Raw genomic sequence first — 12,174 nt, 5'->3', positions numbered from 1 at the left:
TACGTGTCCGGTGATGAATGGAGCAGCATGAGCGTGGTGGACGAGATCGGGAGGGTCGCCCAGCGGCGGCTCGGCGCAGCCCTGCGCTCGCGCGTCGCGGGCGACGACGCCGCCGAGCGCGCGGCGGTCATCTGGGGACGCCGGGGCGAGCGGCGCTTCGGCCCGGACGACCCCGTCTGGCGCGTGCACGCCGACGCCTCGATGTTCCCCGGCGGGGTCTGCGCGCTCCTGCTCCAGTCGCTGCACCCGTCGGCGATGGCCGGGGTCGCGGGCCACAGCGGGTACCGCAGCGACCCCTGGGGCCGGCTGCAGCGCACCTCGCACTTCCTCGCCACGACGACCTTCGGCACCGTCGAGGACTCCGACGCCGCCGTGGCGCGGGTCCGGAGCATCCACGAGCGGGTGCGCGGGCGCGACGGCGACGGTGTGCCGTACCGGGCGTCGGACCCCGAGCTCCTCGGCTGGGTGCACGTCGCGGAGGCCTGGAGCTTCCTCGGGGCCTTCCAGCGCTACGCCGCGACGCCGCTGACCCCGGCCGAGGCCGACACCTACGTCCGGCAGTCGGCGGTCGTCGCCGAGCAGCTCGGGGCGCAGGCGGTGCCCACGGACGTCGCCGGGCTGGCGGCGGCCCTCGAGGCCTTCCGTCCGGCGCTGCGGGCGACCGAGGACGCCCGGGACGCGGCGCGCTTCCTCCTGCTCGACCCGCCGCTGCCGTGGACCGCACGGCCCGGGTACGGGCTCATCGCGTCCGGTGGGGTCGCGCTCCTGCCCGGCTGGGCGCGACGGGCGCTGCGCCTGCCGGTGGCCGGTCCGGTGGCCGGGGCGGCCGGCGTCCTCGGCCTCGTCGGCACGCGGGCGGTGCGCTGGGCGATGGACGGCGTGGCCGAGGAGCGACGGGTCAGCGCGACGCGCTGACGAGCTCCTCGATGCGCTCGAGGGTGGCGGCCATGTTCGTGCGGGTCATGCCCTCCATCCGGCGCACGACGGGCTTGCTCACGGCGGCCTCCCGGGAGATGTCCCACGACTCGGTGACGAGGGTCCCGCCCTCGACCGGCTCGAGCTCGTAGCGCCAGATGCGGCCGCCGACGAAGCCCTTGAGGAACCCGCCGGCCAGCGTCTGCCAGGCGATGCGCCGGTTCTCCTCGAACTCGATGACCGTGTTGCTCGTCGAGTAGGCGACGCCGATCTTCATGTCCATGCCGAACCGGTCGCCGAGCCCGAGCCGCCGGCCGCCGCTGCGGGCGCCCTGCACCGAGCCGCCGCCGTCGATCCGCTGGTGCCCGGCCGGGTCGGCGAGCAGGTCGAAGATCGGCTCGGGGGGCGCCGGGATGAGGCGCTGGACGGACACGACGTCGCGGGAGGTCATGCCCGGACGCTAACAGCCGTCCGGTGGGTCAGCCGCGGGTGGCCTCGGCGGCGGACAGTGCCTGCTCGAGGTCCTCGGCGAGGTCCTGCGGGTCCTCGAGCCCGACCGAGAGACGCACCGTGCCGTCGGTGATGCCGACCGCCGCGCGGGCCTCCGGCGAGAGGCGTCGGTGAGTCGTGGTGGCGGGGTGGGTGGTCAGGGACTTGGCGTCGCCGAGGTTGTTGCTGATGTCGACGAGTCGCAGGGCGTCGAGGAAGGCGAACGCCGCGTCCTTGCCCCCGTCGAGCTCGAGGGTGACGACGGTGCCCGCTCCCCCGTCCATCTGCCGCCGGGCGAGGTCGTGCTGCGGGTGGCTCGTCAGGAAGGGGTGCACCACGCGGGTGACGCCCCGGCCGTCGTGCTGCCACGCCTCGAGGGTCGTCGCCAGCCCGAGCGCGGCATCGGCCATGGCCCGGACGCGCAGGTCGAGAGTCTCGAGGCCCTTGGTGAGCACCCAGGCGTTGAAGGGCGACATCGACGGACCGGTGTGCCGCATGAGGTTCTTGACCGGCCCCTCGACGAACTCCCTGGTCCCGAGGACGGCTCCGCCGAGGGCCCGCCCCTGGCCGTCGATGTGCTTCGTCGCCGAGTAGACGACGACGTCGGCGCCGTGGGCGAGCGGGTGGCTGAACACCGGTGTGCCGAAGACGTTGTCGACGACCACCTGGGCGCCGGCCGCGTGGGCGAGCTCGGAGACGGCGGCGACGTCGACGAGCTCCTGCATCGGGTTGCTCGGGGTCTCGAAGAACACCGCGGTGGTCGGTGTCGCGAGGGCGTCGCGCCACTGGTCGAGGTCCGCGCCGTCGACGAAGACGGTTTCGACGCCCCAGCGCGGGAGGATCTCGTCGAGGATGACGAAGCACGAGCCGAAGAGGGCCCGCGAGGCGACGACGCGGTCGCCGGCGCCGCAGAGGGCGGCCATCGCGGTGAAGACCGCCGACATGCCCGAGGCGGTGGCGAAGCAGGCCTCGGCGCCCTCGACCAGGCGCATCCGCTGCTCGAAGACCGACACGGTGGGGTTGCCGTATCGGCTGTAGATGTAGTGCTCGACCTCGTCCTTGAACGCGGCCTCGGCCTGCGCCGCGGACTCGTAGACGAACCCGCTGGTGAGGTACAGCGCCTCCGCCGTCTCGTCGAAAGCGCTGCGCTGCAACCCACCCCGCACCGCGAGGGTCCGCGGCCGGAGGGGCGCGGCGTCGTGCCGTTCCGCGCCCGTCACTGCTGCCGCCACGGCAGGCCGGCCTGCTTCCACCCCGCGACGTCGCGGTGACCGTCGGCGCCGACCGGGCCCTCGAAGCCCTCGGTGACGTTGTACGCAGGGCCGAGCCCCGCGGCCGTCGTGGCCTCGGCGGCGGCCACCGAGCGGACGCCGGAGCGGCAGAGGAAGTAGACGGGACGACCCGGGGTGACTCCGTGCGCGGCGAGCTCGTCGAGGAAGCGGTCGTTGACCGCGCCGGTCGGGAAACGGTTCCACTCGACGAAGGCGACCTCACGACCGGCCGAGGACAGGTCGGGCACACCGACGTAGGTCCACTCGGCCGTCGTGCGCACGTCGACGAGGACGGCGTCGTCCGGACCGGTGACCGCCGCGTGGGCCTCGGCGGGGGTGACGTCACCTGCATAGCTCATGCCCACGAGGGTAGGCGTCCGGCGCTCGGCGGGCCGGGCCGTCTCAGGCTGTCGGAGGGCGGGCCTAGCGTGCCCGGATGGACCACCAGCCCCGTCCGCGGGTCGTGCTCACGACGCTGGCCGGCGTCGACGGCCGCATCACCCTCCGCCGCGACCAGCTGCTGCTCGACCCCGCCGTCGGCGCCCGCTGGCGGGCGGCCTGGCCGGACGACGTCGAGGGGCTCGTCCGCCGGCGCGACGCCTGGATCGCCGACCACCACGCCCCGACGGTGACCCTGGAGGGCAGTGGGAGCTTCGTCAGGGACGACGTCGTGTCGCCGTGGGCCGAGGGTGGTGGCCCCTGGGACCACCCGGACCACCTGCCGCGCCGGGCGCCGCGCTGGTTCGTCGTCGTCGACGGCCGCGGCCGGATGGAGTGGACGTTCACCGGTGACGACGAGACCGCACTGATGGTGCTCGTCTGCCGTTCGACACCGCCGGGCTACCTCGAGCAGCTGCACGAGCTCGGGGTCGGGTGGCTCGCCTGCGGGGACGCCCGCGTCGACCTCGACCTCGCCCTGCGCCGCCTGCGCGCCGAGCTCGGGGTCCGGGCCGTCCGGGCCGACGGCGGCGGCGGGGTCAACGGGGCGCTGCTGCGGGCCGGGCTCGTCGACGAGCTGCACGTCGTGACGATGCCGGTGCTCGTCGGTGGGCTCGGCACCCCGACCTTCCTCGACGGCGAGCCGCTGGCGCCGGACGGCCTGCCGGTGGGGTTGCGCGTCGTGCGGTCCGAGCACGGCGAGGAGGGGTCGGTGTGGACGCACTACGAGGTGGTCCCGCCGGCGGGCTGATGCCTCCAATGTCGTTCTGCTGAGGGCAAATACCTGTGGATGAACCCTTTCGCCTGTCGGCGCTGCGAGGTAGGATCGGGTATGGACAGGGGGACGATCAGCAGCCGCATCGCGGCACTGCGCGAGGAGTGCGCGGCGCTGGGTCGTGAGCTCGCCGACAGGGGTCGGGGGCTGTCGGCGGAGGATGCGTTCGGGCTCGCGGGTGAGGCGCAGGGGCTCGCGAACGCGGCCGACTCGCTGGTCGCCGTGGCGGGGGCGTGGGGTGCGCGGGTGGAGACCACGCTGCGGGAGCCGGGGCCGTGGGAGCGGGTGCACCCGGTCGGGTTCGTCGACGCGATGGCCGCGACGGAGATGTCTCTGGCCTGCGGGCTGACCGAGGGGGTCGCGGGGCGCAAGGCCGCGCTCGGTGCGGCACTGGGTGAACGCTTCCCGGCGATCCGCGACCTGCTCGTCGCCGGTGACGTGGCGGCGGTGACCGCGCACAAGGTCGTCGACGCGTGCGCCGGCCTCGACGCCGACGCGTGTGTCCGGGTCGATGCCGAGCTCGCGGGCCGGCTTCCCGCGATGGACCCCGCCCGCGTCACCGGGGAGGCGCGATGCGTCGCCGGACGAGTGGCGGCCGACCAGGTCGCCGCGCACGCTGCGAAGACCCGCCGCGGTCGGTGCGTCGAGACCCGGGCCGGGGTGGACGGGCTGACCGACTGGTTCGCGTCCCTCCCGACCGCAACGTCGGCGGCGATGTGGTCCGCGGTCGAGCAGCTCGCGCGCGAGTACCGGCAGGTCGACGACACCCTCTCGGTGCCGGAGTCCCGCGCTGATGCGCTGACCGACCTGGTCCTGCGCAACGTGACGGTGTCGGCCCAGGTGACCCTCGGGGTCCCGGTCGTCACCGACCGGCCCGCACCCGAACCGGTTGCCGGGGAACGGTTCCGGGTCGACTGGGACGACGACGAGACGCTGATCGACCACGTCACGGGTCAGGAGGTCCGCTACGGCGACCTCGACCCCGCCTCCCGCGAGGAACTCTCCTGGATCGAAGAGCCGGCCGAGCTCGACGGCGACATCGCCCGAACTATGGCGGTCGTCTCGCCCGGGTACGCGGTCTCCGGCACCGGGATCCCCGGTCTCGGCTGGGTCGACCCGGCCACCCTCGCCAACCTCCTGCGCCTGCTGCCGATGGAGGTCTCCCGGGCCGTGCTCGAGGCCGACACCGGCACCCTCGCCAGCCTCGCCACGAGCGCCTACCGACCACCCAAGACCATCAGCGACTTCGTCAAGACCCGCGACGGCACCTGCCGCATGTGGGGCTGCACCAGACCCGCCGCACGCTGCGACCTCGACCACGTCAGACCCTGGCCCGACGGCACCACCACACCCACCGGACTCGAGTCGCTCTGCCGACGGCACCACCGCTTCAAGCAGACCCAACGCTGGCGACCCGTCCTGTCCCCCGACGGCACCACCACCTGGCACGGCCCCAACGGCGCCACCCGCACCACCGAACCCAGCACCGCACCCTCCAACCGGTCGACTGAACCCGGTTGCGCCACGCCCGTGCCCGACAGAGGGTGGCGACATGGAGACGCCGACCCTGACGACGGACCGGTTGCGGCTCCGCCCGTTCGCCGACACCGACGCCGAGGCGCTCTTCGCCCTCCAGAGCGACGCGCACCAGCTGCGGTACTGGGACGACCCACCGTGGACGGACCCCGCCCGGGCAGCACGCTTCATCGCGGCCTGCCGGACGATGGCCGACGAGGGATCGGGCGTCCGCCTGCTCCTCGAGCGCAAGGACGGCGGAACGTTCGTCGGGTGGTGCGCCCTCACCGGCCATGACCCGAGGCACCACACCGCCTCGCTCACCCTCTGCCTCGCCGAGGACGCCTCGGGCCACGGGTTCGCGACGGAGGCCGCCGACGCCCTCCTCGACTGGGGGTTCGCCACCCTCGACCTCAACCGGGTGCAGGCCGAGGCCGACACCCGCAACCTCGCCTGCGCGCGGGTCCTCGACAAGCTCGGGTTCGTCCGGGAGGGGACCCTGCGCGAGGACTGCGTCGTCGACGGGTTCGTCACCGACTCCTCAGTCCACGGGCTGCTCCGCCGCGACCGCGACCGCGGCCGCACCTCCGGCGCCGACCGGACCCCAGGGGGCGCCGACGAGGCACCCAGCCCGTTCGCGGCCAAGCCGACCCTCGTCGGTGACCTCGTCACCCTGCGCCCGGTCACCGCCGAGGACGCCGACGTCCTCGACCGCGTCGTCCGCGAGGACGACGAGATCGCGGTGCTCACCGGGTCGGTGCACGACAGCACCGCTCCGCTGCCGGCGACGGACCCCCAGCGGCTGCGCGAGATCTACGGGGCGTGGGCCGTCGCCGACGACCGCCTCGTCCTCGCGGTCCTCGACAACGTCGACGGGTCGGTCGTCGGCGAGGTCGTGCTCAACGACTGGGACTCCGGCAACCGCTCGTGCGGCTTCCGGACCTTCGTCGGGGCCGCCGGGCGCGGGCGGGGCCTCGGCACCGAGGCGACCCGGCTCGTCGTCGAGCACGGGCTCGGGTCGATGGGGCTGCACCGCATCCGGCTCGAGGTGTACGACACCAACCCCCGGGCGCGGCACGTCTACGAGAAGGTCGGGTTCGTCCACGAGGGCACCGGCCGCGAGGCGCTGCTCCTCGACGGCCGCTGGGTCGACGTGCACTTCATGGCCGTGCTCGCCGACCCCGCGGTCAGCCCGTGACGACCTCGCCGCCGGCGTCCTGCCAGGCGCCGATGCCGCCCTCGAGGTCGTAGGCGTCCGCGAAACCCGCGGCCGACATCTCCGCGACCGCCGCACCCGACCGGTTGCCCGAGTGGCAGTACACGGCGTACGGCGCCGCCGGGTCCAGGGCCGCGAGCCGGGTCGCGAAGTCGGGCGCCGAGACGTCGAGGTTGACGGCGCCCGGGAGGTGCCCGCCGGCGAACTCCGCCGGAGTGCGCACGTCGAGCAGGGTCGTCCCGGGCCGCTTGAGCGCCGCCGCGAAGTCGGCCGGGGCGAGGGTCGAGCCCGCGGCGGGGGCGGCCGAGGCCGTGGGGCCGACGGACACGCCGACGTCGGGCGACCCGGAGCATCCGGCCACCCCGAGGGAGACCGAGAGGACGGCGGCGGCGAGCAGGGCGGTGGTGCGGTGGGTCACGGGGTCTCCTGGGGACGGTCGGTCGTGCGGGTCATGGGCTGGGGCGAGAGGTGGCGGACGTGCTCGTGGTCGCCGAGCAGCTCGAGGCGGCGCCACAGCACGCTGCCCGGCACGGCCTGGCTGGCGTGGCACGCGACCGCGCGGCGCTGGCCCGCACGGTCGACCGCGACGGCCACGAGGTCCTCGGCGGGGTGGCCGGCGAACGAGGCACCGAGCTCGGTGTTCAGCGTCCGGGCGACCTCGGCGGGCAGTGCCCACCCGAGCACCGGGACCCCGCGGGAGGCCGCGACGGCCAGCGCGGCCCGCGACGCCGCCTCGTGGTCGGGATGCCCGGTGACCCCGTCGACGGGGTCCATCACGAGGACGCCGTCGGGACGGGCACGGTCCAGCTCGGCGGACACCGCCGCGCGAAGCACGTCCGGGTCGAGTCCGGCGAGACCTCCGTCCGGGAACGACAGCAGGCGCACCGCGCGGATGCCGAGCTCCGCGCCCGCGGCCTCGAGCTCGCGCGTCCGGACCGCGGCGAGGTCGCCGACGTCGGCGCCGAGGGTCGAGGCCTCACCCCGGGTCAGGCAGAGGACCGAGACCTCGGCGCCCTGCGCGACGAAGCGGTCGAGCAGCGCGCCCAGGGCGAACGACTCGTCGTCGGGGTGCGCGACGACGACGAGGACCGAGCCCCAGGCGGGCAGGGCGACGGCGGGCGACGACGAGGCGGGCACGGCGTTCACTCCGGCCGGCAGATCTCGCGGCGGGTCGCGGTCCGCACGGTGAGCCCCGCGACGCCGACGACGACCACGGTCGCCACGACGAGGAGCCCGGCCGCCACGACGTCGTACCCCACCTGCGGCCGGGTCCCTGCCACGGACACGGCCGCGGCGGCGGCCGCCGCGAGCGGGAAGGTGTACGCCCACCAGGGCAGCCCGAACGGCAGCCGCCGCAGCCGCGGCAGGTGCGCGGCGAGCAGCAGGACGAAGGCCAGCGTCGCGGCACCGAGGATGCGCACGACCGGTCCGTCCGCCGTCCCCGTGAGCGCCTGCCAGGCCAGCAGCGACACCGCCGGTGGGGCGGCGAGGATCGCGACCGTCGGCAGCAGCCGCTCCGGCAGCGGGCTGTCGTGGAGCAGCAGCCGGTGGAGGACGAGGGGCAGGAGGGCGAGCCAGAACACGACCCCGACGCCGAACGCGAACCACGCCACCTCCACCGAGCCCACCTCGGCGGCCGCCAGGGGTGCGACGACGTTGCCGACGACGGGGACGAACCACGCCGGTGTTACGGCCGCCGGGCCGATGTCGGTGCGTGCCGACCAGGCCCCCAGGACGGCGAAGGTGGCCGCGAGGTGGCCCACCGCACCCAGCCACCAGAGCACGGAGGCCACACCGGGCGCGACGTCCCTACCGGCCGTGGCGAGGACGAGCAGCGAGACGGTGAGCGTCGGCGCGAACGTCATCCGCACCGGGTGTCGCAGCTCGGCGCGGGCCGCCGCCGGGAAGCGCACCCACTTGAGCGCGTACGCCGCACCGACGACGAGGAAGGTGGCCGCGGCCAGGGCCAGCAGAACCTGCGCGGGCCACTGCGGCACCGCCCACGTCCGGGCCGCCCGACGCCAGGCGAGCGAGAGACCGCCGACCCCCATGACGGACGCGAAGAGCGTGACGGGCAGGTGCGCGAGCGAGGGTGCGGTCACGCCGGGCGCGTCCGCCCCGGCCGCCGGCGTCGTGAGCACGTGGGTCATCCGGATCTCCCTTCCGACCGGACTATATACCCCTAGGGGTATAAGCGCAGTCGCATCGTGCCGGCGTGGCACGTCGTCGCTCGCCGGCCCCCGTGAGGACGCCGACCACCCCCGGTTCGGTCCAGGCCACGAGCGGCTCGTCACCGAGGACGCACGAGCACACCCAGCCGGCCGTGAGCGCCGCGACGTCGACCACCGCACCGATCCGGAAGAGCGACGTCGTCTCGCGGACCGCCGCACCCTCGCCCGCCCGCAGCACGGCGCGCACGCCCGGCGCCTCGGCGAGCGCACCGATGGCCACCGCGACGTTGTCGAGGTCGTCGGACCCGAGGGCGGCCACCGCCCGGGCGCGGGACAGCCCCACGCGGCGGAGCAGCGCGCGGTGCGCGGCGTCGCCGACGACGACCGGCAACCGGGAGGCGCGGGCCAGGGCCAGGTTCGCGCCCTGCGCGTCGCGCTCGAGGACGACCACGCCGATCCCGAGCTCGCGCAGCAGCTGGGCGACGCGCAGCCCGACCTGCCCGAGCCCGGACACGACGACGTGGTCGCGCCGCGGCAGGCTGCGGGGTCCGGCGACGGCCACCGTGCGTGCCCCGACGACCCACTCGACGAGGCCGGCGACGAGGGCGCCGGTGAAGGCGATGCCGGCGAGCATCAGCACGGCCGACGTCACGAGGTACCAGCCCGGGACCGCGTCCGACCCACCCTCCACGAACCCCACCGTGGCGACGAGACCGGCCGCGGCCCGGAGCGCCTCGACGACCCCCTCGTGGAGCACCACCACCCCGAGCGCCCACTCGAGCGCGAGGGTGAGGGCGAGTCCGAGGAGGCCGACCGGGAACAGGCCGGAGCCGGCGCCGTGCCGGTGCGGCACCCAGCGGGCGGCCCGCTCGAGGACGGTCGGCGCGCGCACCGGCCACGGGTCCTCGACGACGGCGCCCTCCCGGCGCACGAGCGCCCGCGGCCCGTCCGGGCCGGTCCGGACGGCGTGGACGTCGGCGCCGAGGCAGGCGGCGACGACCGCCGGCGCCGCGACGTCGGCCGGCGAGGTGACGACGCACCGGGGGACGACGGCGGCGAGCCGACGGGCCATCGTGCGGTCGAAGACGGTCACGACGACGGACACCCCCGGCGCGAGGTGCTCGGCGAGGAGCACGTAGCGCAGGGCCCGCAGGTCGCCGCGGACGAGCACCGCCACGGCGTCCACGGCGTCGTCGAGGGCGGCGCGGAGCTCCTCCTCGTCCGGGGCGAGCAGGTGGACGACGTCGACCTCGGCCCCGGTGAGCAGCGCGCACAGCACGCGGGTCACCTCGAGGTCGCCGACGACGACGACCCGCCGGACCCCGGTCATCGCCACCTCCTGTCGGCACGCCCCACCGGTCGGCAGCGTATACCCCCGCCCGTACCGACGGATGTGACCCGGATCGCCTCGCGTTGATACCCCTCTGGGTATATGGTCGACGCATCCACCCACGTCGAAGGAGACGCCATGGCAGACGTCGTCGTGCTCGGGGCGGGAGTCGCCGGCCACACCGCCGCCCTCCACCTGAGCCGCCTGCTCCCGAAGGGCCACACCGTCACCGTGGTGTCGCCCAACTCCCGCTGGAACTGGATCCCCAGCAACATCTGGGTCGGCGTCGGGAAGATGCCGCGCGAGTCCGTGGTCTTCCCGCTGGCCCCCGTGTACGCCCGCAAGGGCATCGCGTACCGCCAGGCCAAGGCCGTCGCCATCCGGCCGAACGGGGATGCCGAGAGCGAGCGCGGGGCGGTCGACATCGTCCACACGGGACCCGACCGCGCCGGCGAGGAGGAGCGCATCCGCTACGACTACCTCGTCAACGCCACCGGGCCGCAGCTGCGCTTCGGGATGACCCCCGGCCTCGGACCGGACGGTGGGCACACCGTCTCGGTGTGCACCGCCGACCACGCCGTCGAGGCGGCCGCCCACCTCCGTGCGGTCATCGACCGGCTCCGGCAGGGGCAGCCCCAGACCCTCGTCGTCGGCATGGGGCACGGCACGTGCACGTGTGAGGGCGCCGCCTTCGAGTACGTCTTCAACGTCGACCACGAGCTGCGCGAGGCCGGTGTCCGCGATCTCGCCCGACTCGTGTACCTCACCAACGAGGCCGCCCTCGGCGACTTCGGGGTCGACGGGATGACGTTCGCCGAGAACGGGTTCCAGACCACCTCCGAGCTGTGGACGGCCAGCCTGTTCCGCGAGCGCGGCGTCGAGGCGGTGCTGGGCGCGCACGTGCACCGCGTCGAGCCCGGGGTCGTCCACTACGAGACGCTCGACGGTGAGATGCACGAGCTGGCCTTCGACTTCGGGATGCTGCTGCCACCCTTCGGCGGCGTCCCGCTCCAGGCCTTCGACCGCGACGGCACCGACATCACCGCGACGATGTTCGCCCCGAGCGGCTTCATGCGGGTCGACGCCGACTACACGCCGAAGCCCTACGAGGAGTGGCGCGGTGAGGACTGGCCGCGCACCTACCTCGCACCCGGCCACGACAACGTCTTCGCCGTGGGCATCGCCTTCGCTCCCCCGCACCAGATCTCGCGACCGCGCACCAGCGCCAACGGCACCGTCATCGCCCCCTCGCCGCCGCGCACCGGCATGCCGTCGGGCGTCATGGGCCGGACGGCGGCGCAGACCATCGTCGACCGGATCAGGCACGGCGCCGACCGTCCTGCCCACGAGGCCTCGATGGCCCGGATGGGCGCCGCCTGCGTCGCGTCGGCCGGCGCCGGCATGCGGCGCGGTTCGGCCGCGGCGATGACGATGATGCCGGTCGTCCCCGACTACTCGCGCTACCCCACCGGTCGCGACCTCGACGACACGCGGGGCGAGATCGGGCTGAGCGGCCACTGGGTCAAGCTCATGCTGCACCACCTCTTCATCCACAAGGCCAAGGGCCGCCTCGGCTGGCAGTTCATCCCGGAGTGAGCAGATGACCACGAACGACACGACGCCCGCCGCCGACCTGTCCGGCGCGCCCCTGCCCACCGCGAGGACCCTCCGCCGCCGGCGCAGCCTGCCGTTCCAGGCGACCCGGTTCGCGGTGTTCAACCTGCGGATCCTGCGCATGGTGGCCAAGGGCCACCACTGAGCACTGCTCAGGCCAGCGAGAGGAAGAGCCGCTCGAGGGCCTCGAGGTCACCGGGGCGGCGCTTTGGGTCGAGGGCGCACTGCCGCAGCGCGAGGGTGACCACGCCGTAGCCGGCGCGGTCCAGCTCGGTCCCCGCCTCGGCCAACCGCACGACGGCGTCGGGGCAGCCGCGGCCCTCCTCGACGAGGGCCACCACCTCGCCGAGCACCTCCTGCGCCCGCCGCAGCCGCTCGAGGACCGGCTCCATCGCCACGGGGTCGAGCCGCACCGAGGGTCGTGGGGGCCGGGCCGGGCT

13 protein-coding genes and 1 pseudogene are annotated in these 12,174 nt (G+C 74.8%); 6 read left to right on the top strand and 8 right to left on the bottom strand.

The window, feature by feature from the left end; genetic code table 11:
• The first annotated feature begins 27 nt into the window (after positions 1-27).
• Positions 28-915: an oxygenase MpaB family protein gene (locus JQN70_RS02960; protein ID WP_204129832.1), complete on the top strand. Its 888-nt coding sequence runs from the start codon at positions 28-30 to the stop codon at positions 913-915.
• On the opposite strand, the gene JQN70_RS02955 is transcribed toward JQN70_RS02960, so the two are convergent.
• Genes JQN70_RS02955 through JQN70_RS02945 form a run of 3 tightly spaced genes read right to left on the bottom strand, consistent with a single transcriptional unit; the run spans position 899 to position 3,034 of the window.
• Positions 899-1,366: an SRPBCC family protein gene (locus JQN70_RS02955; protein WP_204129831.1), complete on the bottom strand. Its 468-nt coding sequence runs from the start codon at positions 1,364-1,366 to the stop codon at positions 899-901. The genes JQN70_RS02960 and JQN70_RS02955 overlap by 17 nt on opposite strands.
• 28 nt (positions 1,367-1,394) lie before the next feature.
• The gene (locus tag JQN70_RS02950; protein ID WP_204129924.1) at positions 1,395-2,624 is read right to left on the bottom strand and encodes an O-succinylhomoserine sulfhydrylase; all 1,230 of its coding nucleotides are present in this window, start codon (positions 2,622-2,624) and stop codon (positions 1,395-1,397) included.
• Positions 2,621-3,034 carry a rhodanese-like domain-containing protein gene (locus JQN70_RS02945; protein WP_204129830.1) on the bottom strand — a complete coding sequence of 138 codons (414 nt, stop codon included), beginning with the start codon at positions 3,032-3,034 and terminating at the stop codon, positions 2,621-2,623. The genes JQN70_RS02950 and JQN70_RS02945 overlap by 4 nt, the downstream gene beginning before the upstream one ends.
• Before the next feature lie 77 nt (positions 3,035-3,111).
• Between JQN70_RS02945 and JQN70_RS02940 the strand changes: the two genes are divergently transcribed.
• From JQN70_RS02940 to JQN70_RS19830, 3 genes and pseudogenes are all read left to right on the top strand, one after another.
• On the top strand, positions 3,112-3,864 hold the full coding sequence (locus JQN70_RS02940; protein ID WP_204129829.1) for a RibD family protein: 753 nt from the start codon (positions 3,112-3,114) through the stop codon (positions 3,862-3,864).
• Between the two features lie 39 nt (positions 3,865-3,903).
• Positions 3,904-4,695 (top strand): annotated as a pseudogene (locus tag JQN70_RS21185) (DUF222 domain-containing protein); the annotation flags it as partial.
• A 745-nt stretch (positions 4,696-5,440) separates the two neighbouring features.
• Complete coding sequence (locus JQN70_RS19830; protein WP_239110513.1) at positions 5,441-6,601, top strand: GNAT family N-acetyltransferase; 1,161 nt, start codon at positions 5,441-5,443, stop codon at positions 6,599-6,601.
• Here JQN70_RS19830 and JQN70_RS02925 read toward each other — a convergent pair.
• From JQN70_RS02925 to JQN70_RS02910, 4 genes are read right to left on the bottom strand one after another with little or no spacing between them, the layout of a single operon-like run.
• Positions 6,591-7,037, bottom strand: a complete 447-nt coding sequence (locus JQN70_RS02925) for a rhodanese-like domain-containing protein (protein WP_307835784.1) — start codon at positions 7,035-7,037, stop codon at positions 6,591-6,593. The genes JQN70_RS19830 and JQN70_RS02925 overlap by 11 nt on opposite strands.
• Positions 7,034-7,765 carry a PIG-L family deacetylase gene (locus tag JQN70_RS02920; RefSeq protein WP_307835783.1) on the bottom strand — a complete coding sequence of 244 codons (732 nt, stop codon included), beginning with the start codon at positions 7,763-7,765 and terminating at the stop codon, positions 7,034-7,036. Before JQN70_RS02920 ends, JQN70_RS02925 begins: the two co-directional genes overlap by 4 nt.
• Positions 7,762-8,769 carry an SLAC1 anion channel family protein gene (locus JQN70_RS02915; protein ID WP_204129828.1) on the bottom strand — a complete coding sequence of 336 codons (1,008 nt, stop codon included), beginning with the start codon at positions 8,767-8,769 and terminating at the stop codon, positions 7,762-7,764. Before JQN70_RS02915 ends, JQN70_RS02920 begins: the two co-directional genes overlap by 4 nt.
• A gap of 22 nt (positions 8,770-8,791) precedes the next feature.
• Entirely contained in the window at positions 8,792-10,120 is a 1,329-nt protein-coding gene (locus JQN70_RS02910; protein ID WP_204129827.1) for an NAD(P)-binding protein, read from the bottom strand.
• Between the two features lie 138 nt (positions 10,121-10,258).
• Between JQN70_RS02910 and JQN70_RS02905 the strand changes: the two genes are divergently transcribed.
• Positions 10,259-11,716, top strand: a complete 1,458-nt coding sequence (locus JQN70_RS02905; RefSeq protein WP_204129826.1) for an NAD(P)/FAD-dependent oxidoreductase — start codon at positions 10,259-10,261, stop codon at positions 11,714-11,716.
• Between the two features lie 4 nt (positions 11,717-11,720).
• A complete protein-coding gene (locus JQN70_RS02900; RefSeq protein ID WP_204129825.1) occupies positions 11,721-11,879 on the top strand; it encodes a hypothetical protein in 159 nt (52 codons plus the stop codon).
• 7 nt (positions 11,880-11,886) lie between these two features.
• On the opposite strand, the gene JQN70_RS02895 is transcribed toward JQN70_RS02900, so the two are convergent.
• Positions 11,887-12,147 (bottom strand): metal-sensing transcriptional repressor, encoded by a 261-nt coding sequence (locus JQN70_RS02895; RefSeq protein WP_204129824.1) that lies wholly within the window; start codon positions 12,145-12,147, stop codon positions 11,887-11,889.
• Positions 12,148-12,174 lie beyond the last annotated feature (27 nt).

Origin of the sequence: Phycicoccus sonneratiae (genome assembly GCF_016887965.1) — a bacterium.
GTDB lineage: Bacteria > Actinomycetota > Actinomycetes > Actinomycetales > Dermatophilaceae > Phycicoccus > Phycicoccus sonneratiae.
The sequence above is the reverse complement of the archived record's forward strand: the minus strand, read 5'-3'. Positions and strand labels throughout refer to the sequence as shown.

Excerpts from the sequence above, each read along its gene's own strand:
- JQN70_RS02900 (WP_204129825.1), top strand. The coding sequence starts at position 11,721 with ATGACCACGAACGACACGACGCCCGCCGCCGACCTGTCCGGCGCGCCC.
- JQN70_RS02955 (WP_204129831.1), bottom strand. The coding sequence starts at position 1,366 with ATGACCTCCCGCGACGTCGTGTCCGTCCAGCGCCTCATCCCGGCGCCC.
- JQN70_RS02905 (WP_204129826.1), top strand. The coding sequence starts at position 10,259 with ATGGCAGACGTCGTCGTGCTCGGGGCGGGAGTCGCCGGCCACACCGCC.
- JQN70_RS02940 (WP_204129829.1), top strand. The coding sequence starts at position 3,112 with ATGGACCACCAGCCCCGTCCGCGGGTCGTGCTCACGACGCTGGCCGGC.
- JQN70_RS02960 (WP_204129832.1), top strand. The coding sequence starts at position 28 with ATGAGCGTGGTGGACGAGATCGGGAGGGTCGCCCAGCGGCGGCTCGGC.
- JQN70_RS19830 (WP_239110513.1), top strand. The coding sequence starts at position 5,441 with ATGGAGACGCCGACCCTGACGACGGACCGGTTGCGGCTCCGCCCGTTC.
- JQN70_RS02910 (WP_204129827.1), bottom strand. The coding sequence starts at position 10,120 with ATGACCGGGGTCCGGCGGGTCGTCGTCGTCGGCGACCTCGAGGTGACC.
- JQN70_RS02915 (WP_204129828.1), bottom strand. The coding sequence starts at position 8,769 with ATGACCCACGTGCTCACGACGCCGGCGGCCGGGGCGGACGCGCCCGGC.
- JQN70_RS02945 (WP_204129830.1), bottom strand. The coding sequence starts at position 3,034 with ATGAGCTATGCAGGTGACGTCACCCCCGCCGAGGCCCACGCGGCGGTC.